The following is a 26,163-nucleotide window of genomic DNA, read 5'->3' as shown; positions in this document are numbered from 1 at the left end:
CCGAAGGACGAAAGACATGACTTTCCAGTCTCGCAAAAATATCGTCCGCTTCGGCGCTCTCGCCTTGATGGTGCTGCCGCTCGCCGCCTGCCAGACCGATCAGGGCGCCAATCGCGGCGTGCAGTCGATCCATCAGCCGGTCGTCAGCCACACCGCCTTCACCTATGACGTGCAGGCCGGTCCCGATGGCGGCCTGACCCCGTCGGAAGCCCGTCGCCTGGACGATTGGTTCGTCTCCATTGGCCTTGGCTATGGCGACCAGGTCGCCCTTGCCACCGACGCCAGCTATTACGCCCCCGCCCTGCGGGAGGGCATAGCCGATATCGTCGCCCGCCATGGCATGCTGGTGGGCGAAGACAGTTCGGCCGCCGCCGGGTCCGCGCCGCAGGGCGCCGTCCGCCTGATCGTGCGCCGCGCCACCGCGCGCGTGCCGGGCTGTCCCGACTGGTCAGACAAGCCCGAAACCGACCAGCAATTGGGCGCATCCGCCAATTTCGGCTGCGGCGTCAACGGCAACCTGGCCGCCATGATCGCCAATCCGGAGGATCTGGTCCGCGGCCAGACCACCGACAGCGACCTGCGCACCGCCACGTCGAACCGCGCCATCTCCACCTATCGCGAAAAGGCGCCGACCGGTTCCGGCGACCTCAAGACCCTGTCGGGAGGCAATTGACATGAACGCACCCTGGAAGCCCGGCGCATCCGGCCAGCGTGATCCCTTCCATGCCTTCGTCTGCGACGACCACAGCTTCGACCTGTTGCGCGTGGTCGCCGCCGAAATGGGCTGGGCGCCCGAAAAGGTCAGCAAGGGCGGCATGCGCAACGCAGTGCAGAGCCTGTCGATCACCGCCTCGCCCCAGATATTGTTCATCGACATGTCGGAAAGCGGCGATCCGCTGGGCGACATCAACAGCCTGGCCGAAGTGTGCGAACCCGGCACGGTCGTCATCGCGGCGGGCCAGGTCAATGACGTGCGCCTCTATCGCGACCTGCTGGCCAGCGGCATTCAAGATTATCTGCTGAAGCCCTTCGGCGCCGACCAGTTGCGCGACGCGCTGGCGCAGGCGCAAGCGGTATTCTTCGCCCCCCGCGACGCCGGTCCTGAACGCCCGCATATGACGGCCGCGATCATCGGCACGCGCGGCGGCGTGGGCGCATCCAGCATCGCCACCTCGCTCGCCTGGTTGCTGAGCGACAAGAAAAACCGGCCGACCGCCCTACTTGACCTGGACGTCCATTTCGGCACCAACGCGCTGGCGATGGATCTGGAGCCGGGCCGGGGCCTGACCGACGCCATCGAAAATCCCAGCCGCATCGACGGGCTGTTCATCGAACGCGCCATGGTCCGCGCCAGCGACAATCTGGCGATCCTGTCGGCCGAGGCGCCGATCAGCCAGCCGATGCTGACCGACGGCGGCGCATTCTACCAGTTGCTGGAGGAATTCCGCGCCGCCTTCGAATGCAGCGTCATTGACCTGCCGCGCGGCATGCTGATCCAGCATCCGCATCTGATGAGCGACGTGAATGTCGCGGTGGTCGTCACCGAACTGACGCTGGCAGCGGCGCGGGATTCGATCCGCATCCTGTCCTGGCTGAAGACCAACGCGCCGCAATCCCGCGTGCTGGTGGTCGCCAACCGCGTCCATCCGGGATCGCCGGAAATCAGCCGCAAGGATTTCGAACAGTCGATAGAGCGCAAGGTCGACATCCTTATCCCCTTCGACCTCAAGATCGCGGCGCAGGCGGCGAAGCTGGGCAAGACGCTGGCTGAAGCGGCCAAGGGCAGCAAGGTCGGCGCGGCCTGCGCCATGCTGCTCGACAGCGTGCTGGGCGCGGCGGAGGAAGGCGAGGATGCGCAAAGCGGCGCGCCCTCGGCCAGAAAAGGCGATTCCCTGCTCGGCAAGATCACCGATCTCAAGAGCATGATCCCCTCGCGCCGCAAGGACAAGGCTTCGGCCTGATCGGTACGGGTCGCGCCGATGTAAAGTGGCGCGGCTCCCATGACGGAAGCGGATTTGGAACGGGCAGGCATATGAACGGCAATTTGATCCTGATGGCGGTGCTGCTCACGACGATGCTGGGCCTGATCGCCATGGCCTTTGCCGGTCCCTCGCCCGACAAGGCGCGCAAGCGCCGCATGGAGCTGATCCGGGGACGGCACAGCGATTCCGCCGACGCGATCCTGGAAGCGCGCATGCGCAAGGCGATTTCCAACCGCCCCACCGGCACGGAATCGACCATGCTGGTGTCGCTGGTGCCCAATCCGGAAAATCTGGCCAAGCGCATCCGCATGACCGGCAAGAAATGGACGGTCAGCCAATATATGACCTCCTGCGCCGTCATATTCCTGGTGCTGTGCGCCCTGCTGATGCTGCGCGGCTTCGCGCCGCTGTTCGCAGTGATGCTGGGCCTGGCCGCCGGGCTTGGCCTGCCGCACATGTGGGTCAGCCGCCTGATCAACAAGCGCGTGCAGCAGTTCACCGCCAAATTCCCCGATGCGCTGGAACTGCTGACCCGCGGCCTGCGCTCCGGCCTTCCCATCGCGGAAACGCTAGGCGTTGTATCGAGCGAAGTTCCCGGCCCGGTGGGCGAGGAATTCAAGCTGATCACCGAACGCATCAAGATCGGCAAGACCATGGACCAGGCGTTGCAGGAGACCGCCGACCGGCTGGGCACGGCGGAATTCCAGTTCTTCGTGATCAGCTTGGCGATCCAGCGGGAAACTGGCGGCAACCTGGCGGAGACGCTGTCGAATCTGGCCACCGTGCTGCGCCAACGTTCTCAGATGAAGCTCAAGATCCGGGCCATGTCCTCGGAATCGAAGGCGTCGGCCTATATCATCGGCGTGCTGCCGTTCACCGTCTTCGGCCTGATTTGCTACATCAACTATGATTATATGTCGCCCTTCTTCACGCCCGATCCAGTCGGACTGTTCGGCCTTTCGACAATGCAGGTCGTCGGCATCGGCGGCATGATCTGGATGAGCATCGGCGCCTTCATCATGGCGCAGATGATCAACTTCGAAATCTGAGGAAGCCGACAAGATGGAAACCGCTCCCGTCCCCGCCGGCACCCTGTTCGGTCTGACCGCCACGGATTTCGGCACGCTGCTCGCCGCCCTTGCGACGCTCGCGACGCTGTTCGCGCTCTATGCGGTGATGACCGTGCGCGATCCGATGGCGAAGCGCGTCAAGGCGCTGAACGAACGGCGCGAGCAGTTGAAGGCGGGCATCACCGCCTCCACCGCCCGCCGCCGCGCCAAGCTGGTGAAGAAGAACCAGGCGACCGACCAGATGCGGTCGATGCTGTCCAGCCTGAAGGTTTTGCAGGACGACCAGCTCAAGGAAGCGCAGATCAAGCTGGCGCAAGCGGGCATCCGGTCGAAGGACTGGGCGGTCGCTGTGATCTTCGGCCGCATGATCCTGCCGATCGTGATCGGCGGCATGGCGGCTTTGCTGCTCTATGCGGTGGGCATCTTCCCCGAATGGGGCGGGGCAAAGCGCTTCATGGCCTTTGCCGCGGCGCTGCTGCTGTCCTACAAGGCGCCCGACCTCTTCATCGACAACAAGGTCCAGAAGCGTTCCGCCGCAATCCGCAAGGGGCTGCCCGACGCGCTCGACCTGCTGGTGATCTGCGCCGAAGCGGGCCTGACCGTGGACGCCGCCTTCAGCCGCGTGGCCCGCGAACTGGGCAAGGCCTATCCGGAACTGGGCGACGAATTCCACCTGACGGCCATCGAACTCAGCTTCCTGACCGAACGGCGCATGGCGTTCGAGAATCTGGCCACCCGCGTCAAGCTGGACGCGGTCAAGGGCGTGGTGACGACCATGATCCAGACGGAAAAATACGGCACGCCGCTGGCGTCGGCGCTGCGGGTGCTGTCCGCCGAGTTCCGCCATGAACGCATGATGCGCGCCGAGGAAAAGGCCGCTCGGCTGCCCGCGATCATGACCGTGCCGCTGATTCTCTTCATCCTGCCAACGCTGTTCGTCGTCATTCTGGGTCCGGCGGCCTGCTCGATCAGCAAGGCCTTCTAAAAAGTTGAGAGGGGCGAAGGGACGCTGCCGTAGCGTCCCTTCGAAATCCCTGGAAAGCCGTTGATTTTCCGCCTTGGCGAAGCGCCCGGTCCTGCCTTATCTCCTGTCGCGAGACGCAATTTGGAGAGGTCCATGGTCGCCATCCCCCGCATCGCCACCCGCGCCGCGCTGTTCATCCTGCCCCTGTCCGCTGCCCTGCCCGCGCAAGCCGCGCAGTCCATCGCCGGCCGCTGGGCCACGGTGGAGGGCAAGGCCATCGTCCAGATCGCTCCTTGCGGAAAGACGCTGTGCGGACGGATAGAGAAAATCCTGAAACCCACCCCCGGCAGGCCGCAGACCGACATCAAGAATCCGGACCCGACCCAGCGCGCAAAACCGCTGACGGGATTGGCCCTGCTCACCGGGTTCGAGGATGCAGGCGACCTTTGGAAAGGGTCGATCTACGACCCGGAAAGCGGCAAGACCTATAATAGCAAGGTCAGTCGCAATGGCGACGGCACGTTGAAAGTGCAGGGCTGCGTCATGTTCTTCTGCAAGACGCAGACTTGGACGCCGGTACGGTAAGTTAGTGCGGTTGGTGTGAGAGCTGACCTCTCCTATTCCTCCCCATCGAGAGATGGGGAGGGTCGAAGAGAGGCACGTGACTCTCTTCGACGGCCGAAGCGTGGTGGAGGGGAAGGGGGCACGACCTCCGAATTTCCCCTCCACCACTCGCTTCGCGAGCGGTCCCCCTCCCCACGCTTCGCGTAGGGAGGATTTCATGTCACCTGATGGCCAAACCGCTTGAAAGCGAACTCAATCCCCGACCAGGACGAAGGCGCCCTTGGCGCGATCCTTCACCACCCTGTCCGCGCGGAATACTGACCCGCTCATCGTGATGTAGACGCCCGGTTCAGCGACCTGCACGGTCGCGAAGGCCATGCCCAGATTGAAGCTGGCGTCGCTCTCCCCAAAACGCGCCGGGGCCAGCGCGCCGACCAGCACCACCGTTTTGCCCGGAATGGCGGAAAGCAGCTTCGCCGTTTCCGTCATCGTATCGGTGCCATGGGTGATGATGATATGGCTTTCCGGCGCGGCCGAGACGCGGTCGCGGATCAGGGCGCGGTCGGCGTCATCCAGTTCCAGGCTATCCTTGCGCGTCACTTCCTCAATGCGGAAGGGCCGCTTGACGCGGGCGATGTCGAGCAGTTTCGCCATCACCGTCTCCCCGACCTGATAGTCCGATAGCGCATCGAAATAGATTTTATCGATCGTCCCGCCGGTGGTGAGGACAAGAATAGGCGTTTCGGGGGACAGCATCGCAGGACTCCAGGGGAGAAGGCCGTCCCCTTTAGGCGATTTACATGCGGAGGTGAACAGTGGCGGCCCTATTCGCCCCTGGCCATTTCCTCGCCCCGGTCGCGGGCGGCAGCCAGAGTGTCGGTCAGCAGCTTCAGCAGCCGGTCGTCGGCGTCGAGCACGTTCAAACCCTGTCGCGTCATGCCGCCGGGGCTGGCCACGCGGTCGGCCAGGACGGCGGGGCTTTCACTCGCCAGCGCCGCCATGCTGGCCGAGCCGCGCACCGTGGCCAGCGCCATGCGCGCCGCCTGATCGGCGGGCAAGCCCAGTGCTTCGCCAGCGCGGGCGAAAGCGTCGATGAAACGGAACAGAAAGGCCGGGCCGCAGCCGGAAAGCGCCGTGACTTCGTTGAACTGCCCTTCGTCCGCGATCCATTCGGCAAGGCCGAGCGAGGCGATGAACGCCTCCACCGCTTGCCGGGAAGCCGGAGGAACGGCGGCATCGGCATAAAGCGCCGTCACGCCCTCCCCTATGCCCACCGGCAGGTTCGGCATGGCGCGCACGATCTCCCCAGCCGCCGGTAGGGCGGCGCGCAGGTCGGCGAGCGGCGTGCCCGCCAGGATCGAGAGGATGCGCATGTCCGCTACGCACAGCGGCGCAAGCGATGCCGCCACGTCGGCAAGCTGATAGGGCTTCATGCCGAGCAACACGGTCGTTCCGGCTGGCAGTGCAGTCGGATAGTCGGTGATCACGCGAACACCGTCCGCCACCGCCTTGCCGCTGGGACGCAGCACGGTCACGCGTGCCGGATCGATCCCGCAGGCCAGCCAGCGGGCCAGCATCTGCCCCGCCATATTGCCGCAGCCGACAAGGAACAGGTGATCGGGCCAGATATCGGTCATGGGAAAGGCCTCAGGCTTCGCCGCGGGTTTCGATCAGGCTGGCGGAAAGCGCCTCGGCAGGAGTTTTGCCGCCCCAGAGGACGAACTGGAACACGGGATAGAAACGTTCGCATTCGTCGATGGCCGTTTCGACCAATATCTGCGCCTGATCGAGCGTCAGCGTACCCCCTGCCCCCAACAGCGCACCGTGCCGGAACAACACGATGCCGCTGGACGACCAAAGTTCGAAATGGCCGAGCCAAAGCTGTTCGTTGATCAGGCCCAGCGTTTCGTAGATGGCCGGGCGCTTGTCCTCATTCACGCGAATGTCGGGCAGGGCCAGCATCTGCAGCACCTGATCCTCGTCCCGCCAGATGCCACGCAATTCATATTGCGCCCACGAACCCTGCGTGCTGGCGACGATCTCATCCTCGCCGACCTGGTCGTAGCTCCAGCCATGCGCCTCGAAATAGGCGGCCAACATGTCGATCGGCGCGGCTTCTTGGCCGCCATTTTCAAATTCGTCGCTGTCCATCATCTGCGCGCCTTAAAGCATTTCTGCCGCTACAGGAAAGCGGGCAGCGTAGAAAATGCGTGGACAAGTTCGCTTATGCTTCGTCCTTGGGCTTGGCACGGACCGTCTTCTTGACCGGTTCGGGCGCCTTGCCCTCCAGCGCGTCGAGGCGGGCCTTCAGCAATTCCACCTCCTCGCGGGCGGCGGCGGCCAGCGCCTTGACCGCATCGAATTCGTCGCGGCTGACGAAATCCATGCCGCCGATCCACTGCTTGGCCTTTTCGCGGGCGTTGGTTTCGAATTCGCGGCTCATGCCCGCGACCGTTCCGGCCGCGCCGTTCACCAGCTTGGCAAGATCGTCGAAAAAGCGGTTTTCGCTCTGCATGATGCTTCGTCCTTCCGTGCGGCGCCCTTCATCGGGCACCAAAAATCATATCTGGGTCTGGAGCGCGGGTTTGCCAAGGCTTTCCGCGTCCGGATTGAGGCGGCCGATCTCATAGTTGAGGTAGGAGGCGAAGGCCAGCCAGCACAGATAGGGCAACAGCAGAAGTCCCGCGACCCGGCGAACGCGCCAGAAAAGCGCGGTCGTGACGGCGACGAGGACAAACAGGACGACGATCAGGACCAGGGCCTGATCCACCTGATGCGCGCGGAAGAAAAGCGGCGACCAGAGGAGATTGAGGATGAATTGCACGACGAAGGCGCCGATCGCCGCGCCCCTGCCCCTTGCGCCGCGAGCATGGAGGACGATGGCGAAAGCCAGCGCCATCAGGATATAAAGCACGGTCCAGGCAGCGCCGAAGACCCAGCCGGGCGGGATCAGATCGGGCTTGGCCAGAGCATCGAACCAGCGATTGCCATAGCCACTATTGGCGAGCTTGCCCGAAAGAAAGCCAAGGAAAACAATCACGGGCACAGTAACCAGCGCCCAGCGCGCATAGGCAAGACGCAATTGACCCGGAGACGCAATCTCGTTCATCGGCAACGAAGCTCCACCTTTTACTCGGCGGCTTCGGGCGAATCCTTCAAGGCCGAGTCAAGCCGCCGACTGACGGTTTGCGGTGAAACGGTTCGTCCTGCAACCCGCGAATAGAGGATCGGGATCAGGAACAGCGTGATCAGCGTCGCCAGGCTGACGCCGGACACCACCACCACGCCGATGGAATGGCGCGCCGCCGCGCCCGCGCCGCCGCGTATGACCAGCGGCACCGCGCCGATGACCGTGGCGATGGAGGTCATCAGGATCGGGCGCAGGCGGCGAGCGGCCGCCTGGCGGATGGCCGCGCCGATCTCCAGCCCCTCGTCGCGCAACTGGTTGGCGAATTCGACGATCAGGATGCCGTTCTTCGCCGCCAGTCCCACCAGCATGACGATGCCGATCTGGCTATAGAGATTGACCGACCCGCCCGTCAGCGCAAGGCCCAGCACGCCGCCAGCGACCGCCAGCGGAACCGTGGCGATGATGACGCCGGGATGATGGATGAAGCTTTCGAACTGCGCGGCCAGCAGCAGATAGACGATCAATATGGTAAGGCCGAAGACCAGCCAGATCGACCCGCCGGTCTCGCGCAGCGACTGGCTTTCGCCGCGATAGCCGAGCGCCAGCACTTCGGGCGACTGGCGGGCCTGATCCTCCAGGAAGTTCAGCGCCTCGCCCAGCGAATAGCCCGGCGCCAGAGCGGCTGTCAGGGTGATGGCGCGCAGCTTGTTGTAGCGGTTGAGCTGACGTGGTCCGGCGACTTCGCGGACCGTGACGACGGCGGACAGGGGCACCAGCGCGCCAGTGCGGCTGCGCACGTTGATGCGTTCCAGGTCGGCCTGGGTCTGCCGCCCTTCCCGCTCCGCCTGCACCAGCACGCGATATTCCTCGCCCCGGTCGACATAGGTGGTGACGCGGCGGGAACCGAGCAGGGTCTGCAAGGCCTGGCTGATGTCGTTGGCCGATACGCCCAGGTCGCCCGCCCGCTGCTGATCCACCTCGATCCGCATCTGCGGCTTGGTTTCCTTATAGTCGGAATCGAGGTTGATGAGGCCCGGATTGGTCGCGGCGGCGGCCATGATGCGGTCGCGCGCGGCGACCAGCCCCTCATAGGTCGATCCGGCCAGCACCAGATTGACCGGCAGGCCGCGTCCCCGGCCAAGCCCCGAACGCGGCGCGACATTGCCGCGCACGCCCGGCTGGCTGGCGATGATCTTGTTGATCGTGTCGGCAACCTCCGCCGTGGTGACGGTGCGGTCCTCCCACGGACGCAGGAAGGCGATGATGTTGCCGCCGTTGAAATCGTCGCTGGCCCCGAAACCGGCCGGCGCGCGCATGTTCAGCACCTGAAGTATGCCCTTGTCGCGCAGGGGCTGAAGATCGGTTTCGATCCGCTGCATATAGAGTTTCATGCGGTCGAAGCCGGTGCCTTCGGGCGCGGACACCTGCCCGTCGACCACGCCGGTATCCTCCGCCGGGGCGAGTTCAGTTGGCAGCATGGTGAACAGCGCGCCCGCAACCGCCAGGAAGAGCACGACGGGGACGATGGCCATGGCAGGCCGTTTCAGCACGCTGTCCAGCAGGCGCCCATAGGCCATTTCCAGCCGCTGAAACCGGTCGTCCACCCAGCGCGACAGGCGCGACCGTTCGGAATGACGCAGCAGCTTCGAACAGAGCATCGGCGCGAGGCTGAGGGAAATAAAGCCGGAAAAGGCGATGGCGGCGATCATCGCGATGGCGAGTTCGCGGAACAGCAGGCCGGTCTGCCCGGCCAGGAACATCACCGGCACGAACACCGCGCAAACGACCAGAGTCGTCGAGATGATGGCGAAACCCACCTGCCGCGTGCCGAGATAGGCGGCCGCCAGCGGGTCTTCCCCCTGCTCTATGCGGTGATAGACATTTTCCAGCACGACGATGGCGTCATCCACCACCAGCCCGATCGCCAGCACGAAGGCGAGCAGGGTCAGCAGATTGATCGACAGCCCCAGCAGCCACATGACGGCGCAGGTCGCCAGCAGGCAGATCGGCACGGTGATCGACGGAATGATCGTCGCCCGCATCGATCCCAGGAAGAGGAAGATGACCAGCACCACCAGCAGGGCCGCTTCGCCCAGCGTGTCATAGACATTCTCGATGGCGCGGCTGATGAACAGCGATTCGTCCGATCCGATGGTGACCTTCATGCCGGGGGGCAGAGTGGTCCGCAGTTCGGCGATCAGCGCCTTCGCCTTTTCCGCGACCTCCAGCGTGTTCGCGCCCGACTGGCGGATGATGCCGACGCCCACGCCGGTCGCGGCATTGGAGCGGAAGGAGGTGTAGGGATTTTCCGCGCCCTGCTCGATCCGCGCCACATCGCCCAGCTTCACCTGATAACCGTCTGCCCCGCGTCCGACCACCAATTGAGCGAATTGTTCGGGCGTGGAAAAGGCGCGCTCGACGCGCAGCGTCTGGTTCTGGTCCTTGGATTCGAAACGGCCGGCGGGCAGTTCCACATTCTGGGCACGCAGGGCGCTTTCGATGTCGCCGGGCGTGATGCCGAAGGCAGTCAGCTTTTCAGCGTTCAGCCAGATGCGGGTGGAGGGCCGTTCATCGCCGCCGCCGGTGACGCGGGCGACGCCGTCAATAGCCGAAAAGCGGTCCAGCACGTTGCGGTCCAGATAATCGGCGATCTGCGTAGGGGTCCAGCCGTCCCTGGTGAAGACGATGAACAGGATCGCCCGCGCATCGGCGTCGACCTTCCGGATTTCGGGGGCCAGCGCGTCCTCCGGCAAATCCTCCACGATGCCGCTGACGCGATCGCGCACGTCATTGGCGGCGGAATCGATGTCCCGCGACGGGTCGAATTCGATATTGACCGAGGAAACGCCGTCCCGCGAGGTGGAATTGATGTTCTGGATGCCCTGGACGCCCGCGACGCCATCCTCGATGATCTGGGTGATGCGGGTTTCCACGACCGAGGCCGCCGCGCCGGTATAGCTGGTCTCGACCGAGACGATCGGCGGGTCGGTGTCGGGATATTCGCGGATGGACAGGCTGAGATAGCCGACCACCCCGACGATGCAGAGCAACACCGCGACGACCGCCGCGAATACCGGACGGCGAACGGACAGGTCCGAAAGCTGCATGGCTCGCCTCCCTTAACCGGCCGCCCGGCCGACGCTCGCGCTCTTCGCCTCCGGCTTGTCGCCCGGCAGGCGCACCGGCACGCCGTCGGTCAGCTTGACGACGCCGTCGGTGACGACCGTCTGGCCCTGCTTCACGCCGCCCAATATCTCGACCAGGCCGTTCTGGCGGATGCCGGTGTCGACCTTGATCCGCTTGGCCTTCCTGTCCTCCACCACGAACACGAAGCGATCCTCCCCATCGCCCACCACCGCCAGTTCGGGAACGGACAGCGACTGACGCTCCTTCGCGATCACATTGACGGTCAGCAACATGCCGGGCTTCAAGGCACGGTCGGGATTGGGCAGGATCGCCCTGATCCTGACGGCGCGGGTGGCGGGGTCGATCACCGGGTCGATAGTGGCGATGGTGCCGGTGAAGGGCCGGTCGGGCCAGGCGGCGGAAACCGCCTTGATCGCCTGCCCTTCCCGAACCATCGACAGGCGGGTTTCGGGAATGGTGAAGTCCAGCTTGATCCGCGAAATGTCGCTGACCGTGGCAATCGGCGTCCCGGCGGTGACGATGGCGCCGGGCGATACGGTGCGCAGGCTGACCCAGCCGGAGAAGGGAGCGCGGACCACCCGGTCGCCGATGGAGGCGCGGGCCTGCTGCGCGCTGGCGCGGGCGGCATTGGCCAGCGCGACCTGGCTGTCGAGGCTGGCGGCGGTGGCGAAACCACGCGCCTTCAACGCCTGGATGCGGTCCAGTTGCTGCTGGGCCGCGAGCGCCTGCGCCTGGGCGGCGGCGAGTTCGGCCCGCTCCTGCCCCGCCGCCAGGGTCGCGATCACCTGACCCTTGCCGACATAGCCCCCGTCGCTGAAATTGAGGGAGGTGATGCGCTCCGTCACCGGGGCGGACAGCACCACCTGTTCATTGGCGAAGGCGGTGCCGACGGCGTCCAGATTGTCGGTGAAGGTTTCGGACGCGATCGGCGCGGCCTCCACCAAAGCCGGAGGGCGCGCCTTCTTCTCCTTTTGACCGCCACAAGCGGAAAGGGTCAGCGCGATCAGGAGGATGGGCGAAATATTACGCATGGGATCGAGCTAATCGGCCTTTGCAAGCGACTCAGACGGGCATTTGTCGCAGATGGTTACTATAGCGGCGAAACGAACAGGGGGGGATTATCCGCCAAATATGCGGAGAGGAGAAATTCGACATTGCCTTGCGGTCCGGTGATCGGGCTGGCGACGATGCCTTCGACCTGCCATCCCTTCGAAAGCGCCCAGTCCCGCACTTCGCCGCACACGCGTTCATGGATGGCGGGATCGCGCACGACGCCGCCCTTGCCGACTTCCTCCCGCCCCGCCTCGAACTGCGGCTTGATGAGGGCGATCAGGCGGGCGCCGGGGCGGGCGAAGCTCAACGGGCGGTCCAGCACCTTAGCGAGCGAGATGAAGCTGGCGTCGCAGACGATGATGTCCACCGGTTCCGGGATATGATCGGCGGTCAGGATGCGGGCGCTGGTCTGTTCATGGACGATGACGCGGGGATCGGATCGCAGCTTCCACGCAAGCTGGTTGGTACCGCTGTCCACCGCATAGACCCGCGCCGCGCCATGGGTGAGCAGGACGTCGGTGAAGCCGCCGGTCGAACTGCCGACATCGATGGCGACGGCGCCGGTCACGTCGATCTGGAAATACTCCAGCGCATGGGCGAGCTTGATGCCGCCGCGCGACACCCAGGGATGGTCGCGGCCCTTCACCTCCAGTTCGGCGTCGGGGGCGACCTGCTGCCCGGCCTTGTCGATCTTCCGGTCGCCCAGGAAGACGAGACCCGCGAGGATCAGCGCCTGTGCGCGGGCGCGGCTTTCCGCCAGTCCATTGTCGACAAGCAACTGATCGGCGCGAACCTTGGCCATCAGGACACCAATGCCGTCAGGGTGGCGGGGGTCAGAAGCTGGGGCAATGTCCGCGCCTCCTTGCCCGGCGCGTACCAGAGGTAGAGGGGGACGCCGGAACGCCCCTGACCTTCGAGGAAGCGGGTGATGGCGGGGTCCGCGCTGGTCCAGTCGCCCACCATCACCGTGACGCCCGCCTTTTCGAAGGCGGCGCGGGTTTCGTCGCGGTCGATGGCGGCGGCTTCATTCGCCTTGCAGGTGAGGCACCAGTCGGCGGTGAAATAGAGGAAGACCGGCTTCTTTTGGGCGCGCAGGCTGGCAAGGCGAGCTTCGTCGAACGGGATGCCATGGGCCGAAGCCGCAGCAGCAGGCGCATGGGTGGGGAGCAGGCTTGCGGCTCCGGCGAAGAGGATCAACGCCGCACAGACCACCGCCAGTCCACCGCGCTGGCCATGAATCTGCCGACGCCCCAGCCACCAAAGGCCGATTGCAAGAGCCAGCGCCGCGCCGAGGCCGAGCAGGATGGCCGGAACGCCCCTTTGCTGGCCGAGCAGCCACAGCAGGCCGAGCGCGGTCAACGCCATGGGGATGGCAAGGATTTTCTGGAGGCGGCCCATCCAAGCCCCCGGCCGGGGCAAGCGGGTGCGGAGCGCGGGAATATAGGCCAATGCCAGGAAGGGCAGCGCCAGCCCAAGACCAAGCCCCGCGAAGATCGCCAGCGCCACGCCAATCGGCAGGACGAGGGCAGCCCCCATCGCCGCGCCCATGAACGGCCCGGTGCAGGGCGTCGCGACGAAGGCGACCAGCGCGCCGGTCCAGAATGCGCCGGTCGCGCCGCCCTTCCCCGCCAGCCTGTCGCCGCCGCCGAAAGCGCTCAGTTCGAACAATCCGGCAAGGTTGAGCGTGATCGCCGTCACCAGCAGCAGCAACAGCAGGATGATGCGCGAATCCTGCAACTGGAAGGCCCAGCCCACCGCCGCTCCGGCGGCGCGCAGGCCCAGAAGCAGGCCGCCCAGCGCGAGGCAGGTGAGGATGATGCCCAAGCTGTAGGCCAGCGCCTCCCGCCAGAGGGTGCGCTCGTCGCCGCCTGCGCGGGCGAGTTTCATCGCCTTGAGGCCGAGAATGGGAAAGACGCAGGGCATGACGTTGAGCAACAACCCGCCGAGTACCGCGCCGCCCAGCGCGATCAGGACGGTCTGCACCGTGGCGGAGCGGGCGGCGGGGACGTTGCCCGGCCGGGCCGTCAGCAGAAATCCGACATGATCGCCGGTACGCAGCACGGCCTGAACCGGGCCGGATTTCGCCCCCTCCCCTGCTTCGGTTTCGATCAGCAGCCGGTCGCCCTGCCGCGTGACGCTCTGCGGGGCGGCGTAGCGGGTCAGGCCGTCGGCCAGCGCGAAGAGATGGACGTCGCGGGCGCTGGCCGCCGCGGGAAAGGGCACGGACAGGCGCAGGCGGCCATCGGCGACGGCATAGGCTGCCTCGCTGCCCAGCGGGCGCGGCAGGTGGCTTCGCCAGCCGTCGAACTGCGCCCTGCTGCCGGGCAGGATCGCGCCGTCCCCTGCGATCAGATCCAGCGTCAGTTCGGCCCCTTCGGGAACGCAGACCTTGTCGGTGCAGGCCAGCCAGTCGGCGCGGACCCGGATCGGCAGCTTCGTGCCCACGGGCACGTCCGGCGCAACGGTCAGGTTCGCCAGCACCCCATAGGGGCCTTCATAGACATGGTTCATCAGGCCGGAGATCAGCAATGTCTCCGGCACCGGATAGCGGAGCGGGCCGATGGCGACGCCCTTTGGCAGCGTCCATTTGACGGTCATGCCCAGACCCGCGTCACCCGGATTCTGCCAATAGCCGTGCCAGCCCGGCTCCGGCGTCATGGAAAAGGCGATGGCGGCGCTCTTGCCCGGCTGCGGCGCGGCGCTTTCCGCCGTCAATTCCGCCGCGATATGCGGCGCACCCCCGCCGAACGCGCCCTGCGCCTGCGCGTCAGCCCCCGTCCCCGCCGACGCCAAAAGCGAAAGGACCGTCATCAGAAGGACATGAAAAAGCCGCATCGGGTCTCTGTTCCAGTGGACGGAAGCGGGCTAGGTCGCGTTATAACCGCCGTCAAGGCATGAGAAGGTATCCATAATGTTGAAAAATGTCGCGGCTGCCCTGCTTCTCGCCAGTTCCCTGCCGGCCTTGGCCCAAAGCCCGGCGACTCCCCCGGCGGCCCCATCCACGGCGGCAGCCGCTCCCGCCGCTCCGCCCAAACTGATCGTCGCCATCTCCGTCGACCAGTTTTCCGCCGACCTGTTCAGCGAATATCGCCAATATTATACGGGCGGCCTGCGGCGGCTGACGGAGCAGGGCATCGTCTTTCCCCGCGGCTATCAGGCCCATGCCGCGACTGAAACCTGCCCCGGCCACAGCACGATCCTGACCGGCAGCCGCCCGTCGCGCACCGGCATCATCGCCAATAGCTGGTACGATCTGACCGCCGCCCGTGCCGACAAGCTGGTCTATTGCGCGGAGGATGAGACGCAGCCGGGCACGAGCAGCGCCAATTATCAGGCTTCGCCGGTGCATCTGAAGGTGCCGACGCTGGGCGGACGGATGAAGGCCGCCAATCCCGCCACCCGCGTCGTGTCGGTGGCTGGGAAGGATCGCGCCGCCATCATGATGGGCGGATCGACCGCCGATCAGGTCTGGTGGCTGGGCGGGCCGCAGGGCTATGTCAGCTACAAGGGCGTGGCAACGCCGCCGCTGGTGGCCAAGGTCAATGAAGTCATGGCCCAGCGTCTGGCCCAACCGAATCCCGGCTTCGAACTGCCGCCGCAATGCGCGGCCAAGGATTTTCCGGTCAAGGCGGGCAGCCTGACCGTCGGCACCGGCCGCTTTGCGCGGGAGGCGGGCGACTATAAGGCCTTCCGCGTCTCGCCGGAGCAGGACGCGATGACGCTGGCCTTTGCCGCCGCCGCCATCGAGAATATGGCGCTTGGGCGTCAGGCGCAGACAGACATCATTTCCATCGGCCTGTCGGCCACCGACTATATCGGCCACGCCTACGGCACGGAAGGAACGGAAAGCTGTATCCAGGTCGACCGGCTGGACCGCGAACTCGGGGCCTTTTTCGACCGGTTGGACAAGGATGGGCTGGACTATGCGGTGGTGCTGACCGCCGACCATGGCGGCCATGACCTGCCCGAACGCCACCGGCTGAACGCCATGCCGATGGAGCAGCGCGTCGACGCGGCGCTGATGCCCAAGGCGCTGTCCGCCGCCATTGCGCAGAAGACCGGCATTACCGGCAACACGTTGATCTGGGGCGACGGTCCGGCGGGCGATCTTTATTTCGACCGCGGCCTGACTGCTGCTCAGCGGGCCAAGGTGGAGGCGGCGACGCTGGTCCTGCTGCGCGCCCACCCCCAGGTGCAGACCGTCTTCACCAAAGCGGAGATCGCGGCGACCCCCTCCCCCTCCGGCCCGCCGGAAAGCTGGTCGCTGATTCAGGAGGCCCGCGCCAGCTTCGACCCGCAGCGTTCGGGCGACCTGCTGCTGCTGCTGAAACCCCGCGTCATGTCGATTCCCGAAGCGGCGGTGATGGGCTATGTCGCGACCCATGGTTCGCCCTGGGACACGGACCGGCGCGTGCCGATCCTGTTCTGGCGCAAGGGGCTGACGCATTTCGAACAGCCGCTGGGCGTGGAGACGGTCGACATATTGCCGACGCTGGCCGCGCTGATCAAATTGCCGGTGGCGAAGGATCAGATCGACGGACGTTGCCTTGACCTGATTGCGGGCGATGGGGATAGCTGCGCGGCGCAATAAACACCCCGTCATTCCCGCGAAGGCGGGAATCCATCTCCCATAAGATTGGCTTGGTGCAGCGTCAGGAGATGGATTCCCGCTTTCGCGGGAATGACGTGAATTTTAAGAACGAAACGCCTTGCCTCAGATATTCTCCGCGATCCCGTCACGCCCCTCCTCCAACAGCGCGTGGACGCGGTGCGGCGCGGAAACCTCGACCCGGCTCGTCACTTCATAATGCGCTTTGGCCTGACGGACATTGCTGTCCGCGGGCACGCTGTCGGTCAGCCAGACATTGCCGCCGATCACCGACCGGCTGCCGATGATGATGCGCCCCAATATCGTTGCCCCGGCATAGATCACCACATCGTCCTCAATGATCGGATGGCGCGGCAGGGCCTTTTCCAACGCCCCCTTCTCATCCGCCGGGAAACTGCGCGCGCCCAGCGTCACGCCCTGATAGATGCGCACCCGGTCGCCGACGATGGCGGTTTCCCCGATGACCACGCCGGTGCCATGGTCGATGAAGAAGCTGTGGCCGATCTGCGCGCCGGGATGGATGTCGATCCCCGTGCTGCCATGCGCGATTTCGGAAATGATCCGCGCTACCAGCGGCGCGCCCAGCCGGTAGAGCCGGTGCGCCAGCCGATGATGGGTGATTGCCATCATGGAGGGATAGCAGATCAGCACCTCATCCACGCTGCGCGCCGCCGGATCGCCCAGAAAGGCCGCCTCCACATCGCTGTCCAGCAGTTCGCGCAGCGCCGGAAGGTCTTTCGCGAAGGCGCCGATGATGCGGCTCGCTTCCCCATCCACCTGCTCGACCGGATCATCCTTCATCGCATAGAGAAGTTCGAGCCTGATCTGCCCGTACAGGCGGCTCAGCGCCGTCTGCAGCGTCTGGGCGACATAGGCGTCTTCATTATGCACGCGCACGAAACTGGGGCCAAGGCGCAGCGGAAACAGCGCGCCGCACAAAGCCTCCATAATCTTCGTCAGCGTGGCGCGAGACGGAAAACCCTCTGCGCCATATTCGGCATGATGGTCCTGCCCCTGCCGCCAGCGCCGCCGCACCGCGCCCAGTTCGGCCGCAAGCCGGTCGATATCCCAATAACCCTGGGCGATTTCCTTTTCGCCTTCTGCCGTCATATGCGCCTCTTCTCGTACAGGCGCCCGGCATAGCGCGGCATATCGCTCCACGGTAAATGAGTTTTGCTTGGGGGCGGGGAGATTCTCTTTGTCAGCGCCTCCCGGCGTCGGGCGGAAGATACAGGCAGATTTCCGCCCGCAACCCGCCCTCCGGCCGGTTGGCCAGGGTCAGTTGCCCGCCCTCCAGCTCGACCGCCCGCGCCACGATGGCCAGACCCAGGCCCAGCCCGCGCGTGTTGCGCTGCCGCGCCTCGTCCAGGCGGGCAAAGGGCTTCAATACCTCTTCCAGCTTGTCGCGGGGGATGCCAGGGCCGTCGTCGTCGACGCGGATCAGCACTTCCCGCTCCTGCCGCGCAAGCGTGACGCGGGCGCGGCCGCCATAATGCAGGGCGTTTTCGATGAGGTTGATGATGGCCCGCCGCAAGCTGAGCGAACGCACCGCCATTTCCAGATGATCCGGCCCCGCATAGTCGACCAGCCTGCCCTGATCCTGGAAGGCGTCCACCACCGTCGCCACCAGCACCGCCAGATCGGTGCGCACGGGCGGCTCGCCATTTTTCTCGCCCCCCAGGAAGGCGAGCAGCGAATCGATCATCTCCCCCATTTCGGTGAGGTCGTCCTCTATCCCCTCCCGCGCCTCATTTTCGGGAAGATTTTCCAGCCGCAGCCGCAACCGGGCCAGCGGCGTCCGCATGTCGTGACCGACCGCCGCCAGCGTCTCCGTCCGTTCGGTGATCAGGCGGTGGATGCGCGTCTGCATCGCATTGAAGGCGCGGATGAGGTTGCGGACGTCGTTGGAGCCGCTCTCCCGCACCACCACCTCATCGCTCAGCCCGATGCGCTCCGTCGCCCTGGTCAGGTCGCGCAGCGGCGCCAGGGTGCGCCGGATCAAAATACCGCCGCCGATCAGCAGCGCCAGCACCGGGATCAGCGCCAATCCCATGCGGCCGATGGCGAAGGTCCATTTGCCGCCGCTATGCCGCGCCCCGAAATAAAGCCAGCTTCCGTCCGCCAGCCGCAGTCCGCCGTTGATTTCCGACACCGAGCGGCCGGGGGAGGCGAGCCGCAGCCACAGGCCCGACTGTTCCAGCGTCGGTTCCCAGGTGATGATCTGGCGACGCATCCGTTCCAGCCCCGGCGCCAGCGGCGGCGGCGGCGGGGAGGACGGGGTCCAGTGCACGTCGTAGCGGTCGGTGGTCAGTTGCAGCGCCAATGCGTGCCGCTGTTCGGGCGGCTGTTCGATCAGCAGCTTGCGGGCGATGACCAGATGCTCCGCCAGGCGGCGCGCCTCGTCATCCTGAAGCGAGAGATGGTTGGCCCGCTCGTTGAGGAAGATGCCGACCGCAAATTCCAGCGTCAGGGTCAGCAACAGGATCGCGAAGATTTGCCCGACCAGGCTGACATGCCGCCTCAAGCGCGGCTGACCTCCGCGTTGAACATGTAGCCGACGCCGCGGACCGTGGTGATCGGCGCCGAACGATCGTCCGTCGTCAGTTTCCGGCGCAGGCGGCTGACCAGCACGTCGATGCTGCGGTCGCTGCTGTCGCCCATGCGGGTGCGGGACAGTTCGATCAGCCTTTCGCGGGCGATGACGCGCTGCGGGTGGCTGAGGAAGCTGCCGAGCAGGTCGAATTCCGCGCCTGTCAGGTCCACGACCGCACCAGTGGGCGAACGCAGTTCGCGGCGGGGGAAATTGACGACCCAGCCGTCGAAGCGCGCCTCATTCTCGCGATGTTCGTCCGGGCCGCGTTCCACGCCGACGCGGCGCAATATGGCGCGGATGCGGGCGATCAGTTCGCGGGTGCCGAACGGCTTTGGCAGATAATCGTCCGCGCCCAGTTCCAGCCCGACGATGCGATCCGTCTCGCTGCCCTTGGCGCTGATGAAGATGATGGGGACGTCGCTCTTGCGCCGGATCTGGCGGCACAGGTCGATGCCGTTGGTGCCCGGCAGCATGACGTCCAGCACGACCAGATCGACCGGACCCGCATCGAACGCCACCCACATTTCCGGACCGGAGGAGGCCGGACGAACCTGATAGCCATGTTCCTGCAAGGCCCGCGCCGTCAATGTGCGCAGCGGCGGATCGTCTTCGACAAGGATGATGGTCGGCGCGGTCATGAAAATGTCGGCACGGCTAAGGACATGACAGCGGGATAGGGACGGCCGGAGCCAGGGTCAACCGCACGGGCCGCCGGAAAGCTCCGGACGCGACAACAGAAACAATTTGTCACGTCCGGGAAAAAAGCATGCGCCGGGCCTGGCGAACCAGGCCCGGCATCTTCACATTATCAGAAGGCAGCGGTCAGCGAGAAGACGACTTGCCCGCTCGAAATCGACTTGCCCAGGCCCTTGCTGTTTTCCAGCACTTCGAAGGCGCCCACCAGATGGGCGCGGTCGGCCTTGGAGATGTCGGTGTCTACATAAGCAACGCCGACGGTCAGCGGCGTACCCGAAATGGCGGCGTCGGCACCGATCATCCAGTCGAGATATTTGCCAGTCGGCGCGATCGACGTGCCGCGCGGGCCAAGGCCGGGATTGCCGTCCGAATAACCCAGATGCGCCTTCAGCGTGAGAGGCGTGTTGGGGATGGCGCCGCTGACGTCGCCCCAGATGTAGAGGTTGTCGCCCTTAGCGCCCGGATCGAACACGGTGCAGGCCGAATCACTGCAAACCGTGCCCAGCGCTTTCTGCTTCGGCGCATAGGCGACGCCCAGCAGAACCTTGCCCGGACCGAACTCGTGCGACAGCTTCGCATAGGGTTCGGCGAAGTCGGTGGTGTCCGCGCCCGACGGATACATGTACCAGGTCAGACCGACGTCCAGGGTCGTGGCTTCGCCCAGCGAGGCCGCATAGCCCGCGAACAGGTCGAGTTCCATGTTGGAGCCGCCGAACCGGCCCCAGCCGCCCAGGTTCGAACCCCAGGTGCCGGCATAAAGGCCGCTCTCATGGGAAACGGTGACGCCGCCCTGAACGGCCATACCCTTGTCGGACTGCGACACGCCGCGGAAGCGGTAATCGGAAACCAGGCCGACGCTGCCGGAAACGGTGATGGGGCCTGCGGGCTCTTCCTGAGCGAAAGCCGGAGCGCTGGAAAGCAGCGCAAGCGCGGCACAGGCAATCTGATACTTCATGAACATTCCCCTTTTAGGTAAGAATGTTCCTTCCTGCGTCCGCTCCGTCCGAAGATCTTTCGTCCTCGATACCGGCGGATCGGAAGCAGATTATGGGGTCAGGAAGGATTGGGGAAACGGCTTTTTCGCAGATGCAAAAGGGAATGACCGCACTGTGGCGTAGGCAACACGATAATTTTCTTATCTCCTTCCGAATGTTTCTATTATATTTCTATTCCGCAATAGAAAACCGCCGCATCACTGGGAGGTGATGCGGCGGTTCCCATTGTCGCCTGATGAGGGGGTTTAACGTCAGGCGGCGAGATGGCGCATCCGGCCGGTCGCGCCGAACAGTTCGACCTGCCCGCCCGTGCCCCGGCGGCGGTCCACCCATTCGCGGACCATTTCCGCGCAAGTATGGTCGATATGGCTCAACCGCTCGACATTCAGGATGACGAGGCGTCCGGCAGGCACGGATTCCAGCTTGGCCGACAGCTTGGGCAGGCTGAGGAAGGTGGCGGTGCCGTGCAGCGCCACTTCATGCGCGTCGTCGCGGGCTTCCTCATCCATGCCAAGCCGCAGGCGGCGGGCATGGGGCAGAAGCTCGACCAGCGACAGGCCGATGCCGACCAGGACGCCGGTCAACAGGTCGGTCGCCACGACGCAGATCAGCGTCGCCGCCCACACCACGGCCGGGAGCGGGCCGTAGCGGTGGAGGAGATGCTTCACATGGTCGACGCTGACCAGGCGGATGCCGGTAACGACCAATATGCCCGCCAGCGCCGCCATAGGAATTTCCCGCAGCAGCCACGGCAGCAAGGCGACGAAGCCCAATATCCAGACGCCGTGCAGGATGGTCGACAACCGCGTCTTCGCCCCCGCCTGGACGTTGGCCGAACTGCGGACGATGACGCCGGTCATCGGCAAGGCGCCCGCCACGCCGCAGAGCAGGTTGCCCACGCCCTGCGCGCTCAGTTCGCGGTTGTAATTGGTGCGCACGCCATCATGCATACGGTCGACCGCCGCCGCCGACAGCAATGTTTCGGCGCTGGCGATGAAGGCGATGGCGATGGCCGTGGTGATGACCGTCGGGTTCATAAGCTGCTGGAGCAGCCCCTGTTCGGGCAGCGAAATGGCGGCGACGATCGATTCCGGCACGACGACGCGGGCGACCGGCAGGCTGAGGAAAAAGGCGACCAGCGTCGCCAGCACCACGCCGACCAATGCGCCGGGCAACAGCTTCATCGAAGCGGGACGCAGCTTTTCCCAGCCCAGCATGCCGCCGATCGTGACCAGACCCACCGCGAAGGCAGTCGCCGCATCCTGATTGGAAAGACCGAAAATCTGCCCCGGCATGGCTACCAGATTGGCGAGACCGCTGGAGAGCGGCTTGTCGTCGAACAGAACGTGGAACTGCCCCACGACGATCAGCACGCCGATGCCCGCCAACATGCCGTGCACCACGGCAGGCGAGATGGCGCGGAACCAGCCGCCGACGCGCAGCAGGCCCGCGACCACCTGAATCGCGCCCGCCAGGATCAGGATCGGTCCCAGCGCGGACAGCCCCTGTTTCTGCACGATTTCGAAGACGATGACCGCCAGCCCAGCCGCCGGGCCGCTGACCTGAAGCGGCGATCCCGCCAGCAGACCGACGATCAGGCCGCCGATCATCCCAGTGATCAGCCCCTTTTCCGGCGGCACGCCGGAGGCGATGGCAATGCCCATGCACAGCGGCATCGCCACCAGGAAGACGACGATGGAGGCCGTGAAGTCGCGGCTGAACGTGCCGCCGGAAAATGCCTTGAGCATGGGCTTACTCCGCCGCCTGCGCATAGGCGATGTCGGCGGCCAGACGCTTGGCGTGCGGCAGCGCGACCGGCAGCGGCTGGCCTTCGCGCAGCGGCAGGAAGCGGCCGGTCTCTCCATCCAGACCCAGAACCTGACCCGCATGAATGTCGACATACCAGCCGTGCAGCGCGATCTCGCCACGGGCGATGCCGGACGCGACCGAGGGATGGGTGCGCAGATGGGCAAGCTGCACCACGACATTTTCCAGCGCCATGTTGCGCAGCTTGTCCGCGTCGGAAAGATCGTCGGGATAGCTTTCGCGGCAGACCTTTTGCGCGGCGTGGCTGTGGCGCAGCCAGGCGGCGACATTGGGCATCGACGTCAGGTCGGCGTTGGTGGACAGCGCCTTCATTGCGCCGCAATCGCTGTGGCCGCAGACGATGATGTCGCGCACGCCCAGCACCATGACCGCATATTCGACGGTCGATGTGACGCCGCCATTCTGCGTCGCATGGGGCGGAACGATATTGCCCGCGTTGCGGCAGACGAACAGGTCGCCGGGATCGGCCTGCATGATATGTTCGGGCACGATGCGCGAATCCGCGCAGGATATCATCAAGGCCTTGGGGCTTTGCCCTTCGCTGACCAGGCGGTTGTAGAGCGCGCTCTGGTTCGGAAAGACGTGGCTTTCGAAGCTGAAGACGCGACCGATCAGATCGTTCATGTCATTGCATCCTTCTTGTCTGATGGCCGGTCAGGGGGCAGACCGGCCTTGACTATGAAGGATAGGGACGCGGTTTTGCTGCGGCGCAGCAGTTTTGTTAAATAATGTGTCCGGAAAATTTTCCAGTTCGGTCATGCGCTTGACCGGTGTCGCTACAGCCTAACGCCGGTCGACCACGGCGCTGAACATATATCCCCCGCCCCGCACCGTGACGATGGGCGCGGGCCGTCCGCCATGGCTGAGCTTGCGCCGCAGTCGGCTGACCAGCACGTCAACGCTGCGGTCGGAGGACGGCGTGTCGCGCACCCCGGCCAGTTCCATCAGGCGCGACCGGGCGATCACCACCTGCGCATGGTCGAGCAATGCGAGCAGCAGCGAAAATTCAGCCGCGGTCAGGTCGACCTGCACGCCATCGGGATCGAGCACTTCCCGCCGGGAGGAATTGACCACCCAGCCGTCGAAGCGCGCCTCCGCCGGGCGGTGCTGGCCCAATGCGCGTTCGTTGCGGCTGCGGCGCAGCACTGCGCGCAGCCGGGCGGCCAACTCGCGGATGGAATAGGGTTTCGCCATATAATCGTCGGCGCCCAGCTCCAGCCCGACCACCCGGTCGACCTCGCTGCTGTTGGCGCCGACCAGGATGATCGGCACGTCGCTGCGTTCCCGGACGTCGCGACACAAATCCATGCCGTCCGGCCCGCGCAGCGCGGCGTCCAGCACGACCGCGCCCACGGCCATGCTGTCGATCGCATCCCAGATGTCGCTGGCGGAGGCGGCGGAGAGGGCGCGAAACCCGCTCTCCTCCAGCGATTGGCGCACCTCATGGCGCACCTCCTGCTGGGCCTCCGCTATCAATATCAGCGGTGGACTCATCCGCCTGTTACGGCGCCCTTCGCGGACAGTGCGTGGATGCCGTCAAGTTCCCTGACCAGAACGGCGCGGTCCTGCTGCGCGACGGCGACTGCCTCGGCCGAGCGGGCATCCTTATGGCGCGCCACTTCCGCCTCGATCTGGCCGCGGGCAGCGGTGCAGTTGCCGGCGTGGCTGCCCGACAGCGGGGCAAAACGGTGGATCGGCTTGGCGACGGCGGCAACGGCGTGGCCTTGCGCGGCGACGTCGCGGTTCACGACCAGTTCGGCCTGCCAGCGGCACACCGGCACTGACGGGCGGTTGGCGAAACGGGATTCGACTTCGCGCAGGCGGACGGTCGATTCCGTCTCGTAGCTCGCCAGATAGGCGTTGGATGCGTGGGCGATTTCAGCGCTGTGGATCGGGGTAGCGACGGTCAAAGCCGCCGCGCTGGCAGCGAGAATGAGAAACATGGGGGCCTTCTCCTCGATAACCGGAAATGGTCGGTCGGGGTTTAGGCAGGCTGAATGTCTCCGTAATTTGCCGGATGTTACAAATTGTTGCTCAAGCATTTTCCGGATGCGGGATCGGAGCAGCACATGGGCAGCTTGGACAATTCGAAAATGCCGGGAAATGGCCAATAGCGGACATTCTTCTCCCCTCCCGTAGACGGGAGGGGCCGGGGGGTGGGCGCGAGCGAAGCGAGCTTCTGACCTAGCCATTGCCAAACAACGCGGATGTCGCGCCAGCCCACCCGCTAACCCTTCAAACGAGTCACGCGCCTCGTTTGAACGCCTGCGGGAGGGGGAATGACGGCTAACAACCCAATCATGCGCGCTATCCGGCCAATCATCATGCGACTGCAATCGTCATGCAACTTGCGCGGCTTTCACGCTTTTAACGAGGGCGCCCGCCGGCTGGTCGGGGGATCGGTGACGGCGCGACCATCGAGAGGAATGTCCGGCCATGAAAATCGCGCAGATCGCCCCGCTTGCCGAAAGCGTGCCGCCCCGCCTTTATGGCGGCACCGAACGTATCGTTTCCTATCTGACCGAGGAACTGGTCCGCCAGGGCCATGAAGTGACGCTGTTCGCCAGCGGCGATTCGATGACGCGGGCCGAACTGGTCCCGGTGACGGAAATGGCCCTGCGGCTGAACCCCGCCGTGCGCGATCCCATTCCCTATCATATGATGATGCTGGACGCGGTGCGCCGCCGGGCGGACGAGTTCGACGCGCTGCATTTCCACATCGACCTCATTCACATGCCGCTGGTGCAGGATTTCATCGGACGCTGCGTGACCACGCTGCACGGGCGGCTGGACCTGCCGGACCTGCCCGCCTTCTACCGCGCCTTTTCCGATCATAGCCTGGTGTCGATCTCCGACCATCAGCGGCTGCCGATGCCGCCGGTCAACTGGGCCGGGACGATCCATCACGGCCTGCCCGCCAACCTGCTGCCGGGCCGTACCGGCCCCAGCGACGGCTATCTGGCCTTTCTGGGGCGCATTTCCCCCGAAAAGCGACCCGACCGGGCGATCCGCATCGCTGCGAGAACCGGCATGCCGCTGCGCATAGCGGCGAAGATCGACGCGGTGGACCGGCTCTATTGGGAACAGGAGATCGCCCCGCTGGTCGAGCGGTACCCGAATATCGACTATATCGGAGAGATCAACGAAGCGCAGAAGGCCGAATTTCTGGGTCGGGCGGCCGCCCTGCTCTTTCCCATCGACTGGCCGGAACCCTTCGGGCTGGTGATGATAGAGGCCATGGCCTGCGCCACTCCGGTCGTCGCCTTCCGCTGCGGATCGGTGCCGGAAGTGATCGACCATGGCGTGTCGGGTTTCATCGTCGAAAGCGAGGACGAGGCGGTGCAGGCCGTCCGCCGCCTGCACGAACTGGACCGCCGGATGGTGCGCGCCGCCTTTGACGCACGCTTCACGGCGGAACGGATGGCGGCGGATTATGTCCAACTCTATCATGACCTTCCCGGTGCGCGGACCGAAGCCGCCATGCTGCGCAGGCTGCGCGGGAAAGGCGCGGAACTTCAGGTCGTCGGTTAGGA

At 65.4% G+C, this 26,163-nt stretch carries 24 protein-coding genes; 7 read left to right on the top strand and 17 right to left on the bottom strand.

The genetic code is table 11. From position 1 onward, the window contains the following. Nucleotides 1–16: 16 nt before the first annotated feature. From BV95_RS02055 to BV95_RS02035, 5 genes are all read left to right on the top strand, one after another. Nucleotides 17–673: a CpaD family pilus assembly protein gene (locus tag BV95_RS02055; RefSeq protein WP_037446737.1), complete on the top strand. Its 657-nt coding sequence runs from the start codon at nt 17–19 to the stop codon at nt 671–673. Between the two features lies 1 nt (nt 674). Next, nucleotides 675–1,961: a pilus assembly protein CpaE gene (locus BV95_RS02050; RefSeq protein WP_037446734.1), complete on the top strand. Its 1,287-nt coding sequence runs from the start codon at nt 675–677 to the stop codon at nt 1,959–1,961. A 71-nt stretch (nt 1,962–2,032) separates the two neighbouring features. Continuing rightward, the gene (locus BV95_RS02045) at nt 2,033–3,031 is read left to right on the top strand and encodes a type II secretion system F family protein (protein WP_037446731.1); all 999 of its coding nucleotides are present in this window, start codon (nt 2,033–2,035) and stop codon (nt 3,029–3,031) included. Nucleotides 3,032–3,044: 13 nt separating this feature from the next. Continuing rightward, nucleotides 3,045–4,037 carry a type II secretion system F family protein gene (locus BV95_RS02040; RefSeq protein WP_037446728.1) on the top strand — a complete coding sequence of 331 codons (993 nt, stop codon included), beginning with the start codon at nt 3,045–3,047 and terminating at the stop codon, nt 4,035–4,037. A 132-nt stretch (nt 4,038–4,169) separates the two neighbouring features. Then, nucleotides 4,170–4,601: a DUF2147 domain-containing protein gene (locus BV95_RS02035; protein ID WP_037446725.1), complete on the top strand. Its 432-nt coding sequence runs from the start codon at nt 4,170–4,172 to the stop codon at nt 4,599–4,601. A 231-nt stretch (nt 4,602–4,832) separates the two neighbouring features. On the opposite strand, the gene BV95_RS02030 is transcribed toward BV95_RS02035, so the two are convergent. The 9 genes from BV95_RS02030 to BV95_RS01990 all read right to left on the bottom strand — a co-directional run bounded on the left by BV95_RS02030 (nt 4,833) and on the right by BV95_RS01990 (nt 14,745). Beyond that, nucleotides 4,833–5,336 (bottom strand): asparaginase domain-containing protein, encoded by a 504-nt coding sequence (locus tag BV95_RS02030; protein ID WP_037446722.1) that lies wholly within the window; start codon nt 5,334–5,336, stop codon nt 4,833–4,835. A gap of 68 nt (nt 5,337–5,404) precedes the next feature. After that, nucleotides 5,405–6,217, bottom strand: a complete 813-nt coding sequence (proC, locus tag BV95_RS02025; RefSeq protein ID WP_037446719.1) for a pyrroline-5-carboxylate reductase — start codon at nt 6,215–6,217, stop codon at nt 5,405–5,407. 10 nt (nt 6,218–6,227) lie between these two features. Then, entirely contained in the window at nt 6,228–6,734 is a 507-nt protein-coding gene (locus BV95_RS02020) for a type III secretion system chaperone family protein (RefSeq protein ID WP_037446716.1), read from the bottom strand. Between the two features lie 70 nt (nt 6,735–6,804). After that, nucleotides 6,805–7,095, bottom strand: a complete 291-nt coding sequence (locus tag BV95_RS02015; protein ID WP_013847327.1) for an accessory factor UbiK family protein — start codon at nt 7,093–7,095, stop codon at nt 6,805–6,807. 45 nt (nt 7,096–7,140) lie between these two features. Continuing rightward, nucleotides 7,141–7,689, bottom strand: coding sequence for a TspO/MBR family protein (locus tag BV95_RS02010; RefSeq protein WP_037446713.1), 549 nt, complete (start codon nt 7,687–7,689; stop codon nt 7,141–7,143). Between the two features lie 20 nt (nt 7,690–7,709). Beyond that, the gene (locus BV95_RS02005; RefSeq protein ID WP_037446710.1) at nt 7,710–10,817 is read right to left on the bottom strand and encodes an efflux RND transporter permease subunit; all 3,108 of its coding nucleotides are present in this window, start codon (nt 10,815–10,817) and stop codon (nt 7,710–7,712) included. 12 nt (nt 10,818–10,829) lie between these two features. Beyond that, on the bottom strand, nt 10,830–11,888 hold the full coding sequence (locus BV95_RS02000) for an efflux RND transporter periplasmic adaptor subunit (protein WP_037446707.1): 1,059 nt from the start codon (nt 11,886–11,888) through the stop codon (nt 10,830–10,832). A gap of 59 nt (nt 11,889–11,947) precedes the next feature. Beyond that, a complete protein-coding gene (locus BV95_RS01995; protein WP_037446704.1) occupies nt 11,948–12,712 on the bottom strand; it encodes a TlyA family RNA methyltransferase in 765 nt (254 codons plus the stop codon). Further along, entirely contained in the window at nt 12,712–14,745 is a 2,034-nt protein-coding gene (locus tag BV95_RS01990; RefSeq protein WP_037446701.1) for a protein-disulfide reductase DsbD family protein, read from the bottom strand. Before BV95_RS01990 ends, BV95_RS01995 begins: the two co-directional genes overlap by 1 nt. A 76-nt stretch (nt 14,746–14,821) precedes the next feature. On the opposite strand from BV95_RS01990, the gene BV95_RS01985 reads away from it, so the two are divergent. Beyond that, nucleotides 14,822–16,501, top strand: coding sequence for an alkaline phosphatase family protein (locus BV95_RS01985; RefSeq protein WP_037446698.1), 1,680 nt, complete (start codon nt 14,822–14,824; stop codon nt 16,499–16,501). Nucleotides 16,502–16,624: 123 nt separating this feature from the next. Here BV95_RS01985 and epsC read toward each other — a convergent pair whose 3' ends face one another. The 8 genes from epsC to BV95_RS01945 all read right to left on the bottom strand — a co-directional run bounded on the left by epsC (nt 16,625) and on the right by BV95_RS01945 (nt 24,573). After that, a complete protein-coding gene (gene epsC, locus BV95_RS01980; RefSeq protein ID WP_037446695.1) occupies nt 16,625–17,629 on the bottom strand; it encodes a serine O-acetyltransferase EpsC in 1,005 nt (334 codons plus the stop codon). Between the two features lie 91 nt (nt 17,630–17,720). Continuing rightward, nucleotides 17,721–19,043 (bottom strand): ATP-binding protein, encoded by a 1,323-nt coding sequence (locus BV95_RS01975; protein ID WP_037446693.1) that lies wholly within the window; start codon nt 19,041–19,043, stop codon nt 17,721–17,723. Continuing rightward, nucleotides 19,040–19,750, bottom strand: a complete 711-nt coding sequence (locus BV95_RS01970; protein ID WP_013847336.1) for a response regulator — start codon at nt 19,748–19,750, stop codon at nt 19,040–19,042. The genes BV95_RS01975 and BV95_RS01970 overlap by 4 nt, the downstream gene beginning before the upstream one ends. A gap of 170 nt (nt 19,751–19,920) precedes the next feature. Continuing rightward, nucleotides 19,921–20,769, bottom strand: coding sequence for a TorF family putative porin (locus BV95_RS01965; protein ID WP_037446691.1), 849 nt, complete (start codon nt 20,767–20,769; stop codon nt 19,921–19,923). 285 nt (nt 20,770–21,054) lie between these two features. After that, complete coding sequence (locus BV95_RS01960) at nt 21,055–22,551, bottom strand: SulP family inorganic anion transporter (RefSeq protein WP_037446688.1); 1,497 nt, start codon at nt 22,549–22,551, stop codon at nt 21,055–21,057. A 4-nt stretch (nt 22,552–22,555) separates the two neighbouring features. Continuing rightward, nucleotides 22,556–23,254 carry a carbonic anhydrase gene (locus tag BV95_RS01955; RefSeq protein ID WP_013847339.1) on the bottom strand — a complete coding sequence of 233 codons (699 nt, stop codon included), beginning with the start codon at nt 23,252–23,254 and terminating at the stop codon, nt 22,556–22,558. 159 nt (nt 23,255–23,413) lie between these two features. Further along, complete coding sequence (locus tag BV95_RS01950) at nt 23,414–24,124, bottom strand: response regulator transcription factor (protein WP_037446685.1); 711 nt, start codon at nt 24,122–24,124, stop codon at nt 23,414–23,416. Further along, entirely contained in the window at nt 24,121–24,573 is a 453-nt protein-coding gene (locus tag BV95_RS01945; protein WP_037446680.1) for a hypothetical protein, read from the bottom strand. The genes BV95_RS01950 and BV95_RS01945 overlap by 4 nt, the downstream gene beginning before the upstream one ends. A 493-nt stretch (nt 24,574–25,066) precedes the next feature. Here BV95_RS01945 and BV95_RS01940 point away from each other — a divergent pair, with 493 nt between their 5' ends. After that, nucleotides 25,067–26,161, top strand: coding sequence for a glycosyltransferase family 4 protein (locus BV95_RS01940; RefSeq protein WP_037446678.1), 1,095 nt, complete (start codon nt 25,067–25,069; stop codon nt 26,159–26,161). Nucleotides 26,162–26,163 lie beyond the last annotated feature (2 nt).

Source organism: Sphingobium chlorophenolicum (assembly GCF_000722875.1).
Classification (GTDB): domain Bacteria; phylum Pseudomonadota; class Alphaproteobacteria; order Sphingomonadales; family Sphingomonadaceae; genus Sphingobium; species Sphingobium chlorophenolicum.
This window is presented reverse-complemented; position numbering and strand designations above follow the sequence as displayed.

What these genes read in the sequence shown, in the direction of transcription:
- BV95_RS02055 (WP_037446737.1), top strand. Translation starts at nt 17, where the DNA reads ATGACTTTCCAGTCTCGCAAAAATATCGTCCGCTTCGGCGCTCTCGCC.
- BV95_RS02050 (WP_037446734.1), top strand. Translation starts at nt 675, where the DNA reads ATGAACGCACCCTGGAAGCCCGGCGCATCCGGCCAGCGTGATCCCTTC.
- BV95_RS02045 (WP_037446731.1), top strand. Translation starts at nt 2,033, where the DNA reads ATGAACGGCAATTTGATCCTGATGGCGGTGCTGCTCACGACGATGCTG.
- BV95_RS02040 (WP_037446728.1), top strand. Translation starts at nt 3,045, where the DNA reads ATGGAAACCGCTCCCGTCCCCGCCGGCACCCTGTTCGGTCTGACCGCC.
- BV95_RS02035 (WP_037446725.1), top strand. Translation starts at nt 4,170, where the DNA reads ATGGTCGCCATCCCCCGCATCGCCACCCGCGCCGCGCTGTTCATCCTG.
- BV95_RS02030 (WP_037446722.1), bottom strand. Translation starts at nt 5,336, where the DNA reads ATGCTGTCCCCCGAAACGCCTATTCTTGTCCTCACCACCGGCGGGACG.
- proC (WP_037446719.1), bottom strand. Translation starts at nt 6,217, where the DNA reads ATGACCGATATCTGGCCCGATCACCTGTTCCTTGTCGGCTGCGGCAAT.
- BV95_RS02020 (WP_037446716.1), bottom strand. Translation starts at nt 6,734, where the DNA reads ATGATGGACAGCGACGAATTTGAAAATGGCGGCCAAGAAGCCGCGCCG.
- BV95_RS02015 (WP_013847327.1), bottom strand. Translation starts at nt 7,095, where the DNA reads ATGCAGAGCGAAAACCGCTTTTTCGACGATCTTGCCAAGCTGGTGAAC.
- BV95_RS02010 (WP_037446713.1), bottom strand. Translation starts at nt 7,689, where the DNA reads ATGAACGAGATTGCGTCTCCGGGTCAATTGCGTCTTGCCTATGCGCGC.
- BV95_RS02005 (WP_037446710.1), bottom strand. Translation starts at nt 10,817, where the DNA reads ATGCAGCTTTCGGACCTGTCCGTTCGCCGTCCGGTATTCGCGGCGGTC.
- BV95_RS02000 (WP_037446707.1), bottom strand. Translation starts at nt 11,888, where the DNA reads ATGCGTAATATTTCGCCCATCCTCCTGATCGCGCTGACCCTTTCCGCT.
- BV95_RS01995 (WP_037446704.1), bottom strand. Translation starts at nt 12,712, where the DNA reads ATGGCCAAGGTTCGCGCCGATCAGTTGCTTGTCGACAATGGACTGGCG.
- BV95_RS01990 (WP_037446701.1), bottom strand. Translation starts at nt 14,745, where the DNA reads ATGCGGCTTTTTCATGTCCTTCTGATGACGGTCCTTTCGCTTTTGGCG.
- BV95_RS01985 (WP_037446698.1), top strand. Translation starts at nt 14,822, where the DNA reads ATGTTGAAAAATGTCGCGGCTGCCCTGCTTCTCGCCAGTTCCCTGCCG.
- epsC (WP_037446695.1), bottom strand. Translation starts at nt 17,629, where the DNA reads ATGACGGCAGAAGGCGAAAAGGAAATCGCCCAGGGTTATTGGGATATC.
- BV95_RS01970 (WP_013847336.1), bottom strand. Translation starts at nt 19,750, where the DNA reads ATGACCGCGCCGACCATCATCCTTGTCGAAGACGATCCGCCGCTGCGC.
- BV95_RS01965 (WP_037446691.1), bottom strand. Translation starts at nt 20,769, where the DNA reads ATGTTCATGAAGTATCAGATTGCCTGTGCCGCGCTTGCGCTGCTTTCC.
- BV95_RS01960 (WP_037446688.1), bottom strand. Translation starts at nt 22,551, where the DNA reads ATGCTCAAGGCATTTTCCGGCGGCACGTTCAGCCGCGACTTCACGGCC.
- BV95_RS01955 (WP_013847339.1), bottom strand. Translation starts at nt 23,254, where the DNA reads ATGAACGATCTGATCGGTCGCGTCTTCAGCTTCGAAAGCCACGTCTTT.
- BV95_RS01950 (WP_037446685.1), bottom strand. Translation starts at nt 24,124, where the DNA reads ATGAGTCCACCGCTGATATTGATAGCGGAGGCCCAGCAGGAGGTGCGC.
- BV95_RS01945 (WP_037446680.1), bottom strand. Translation starts at nt 24,573, where the DNA reads ATGTTTCTCATTCTCGCTGCCAGCGCGGCGGCTTTGACCGTCGCTACC.
- BV95_RS01940 (WP_037446678.1), top strand. Translation starts at nt 25,067, where the DNA reads ATGAAAATCGCGCAGATCGCCCCGCTTGCCGAAAGCGTGCCGCCCCGC.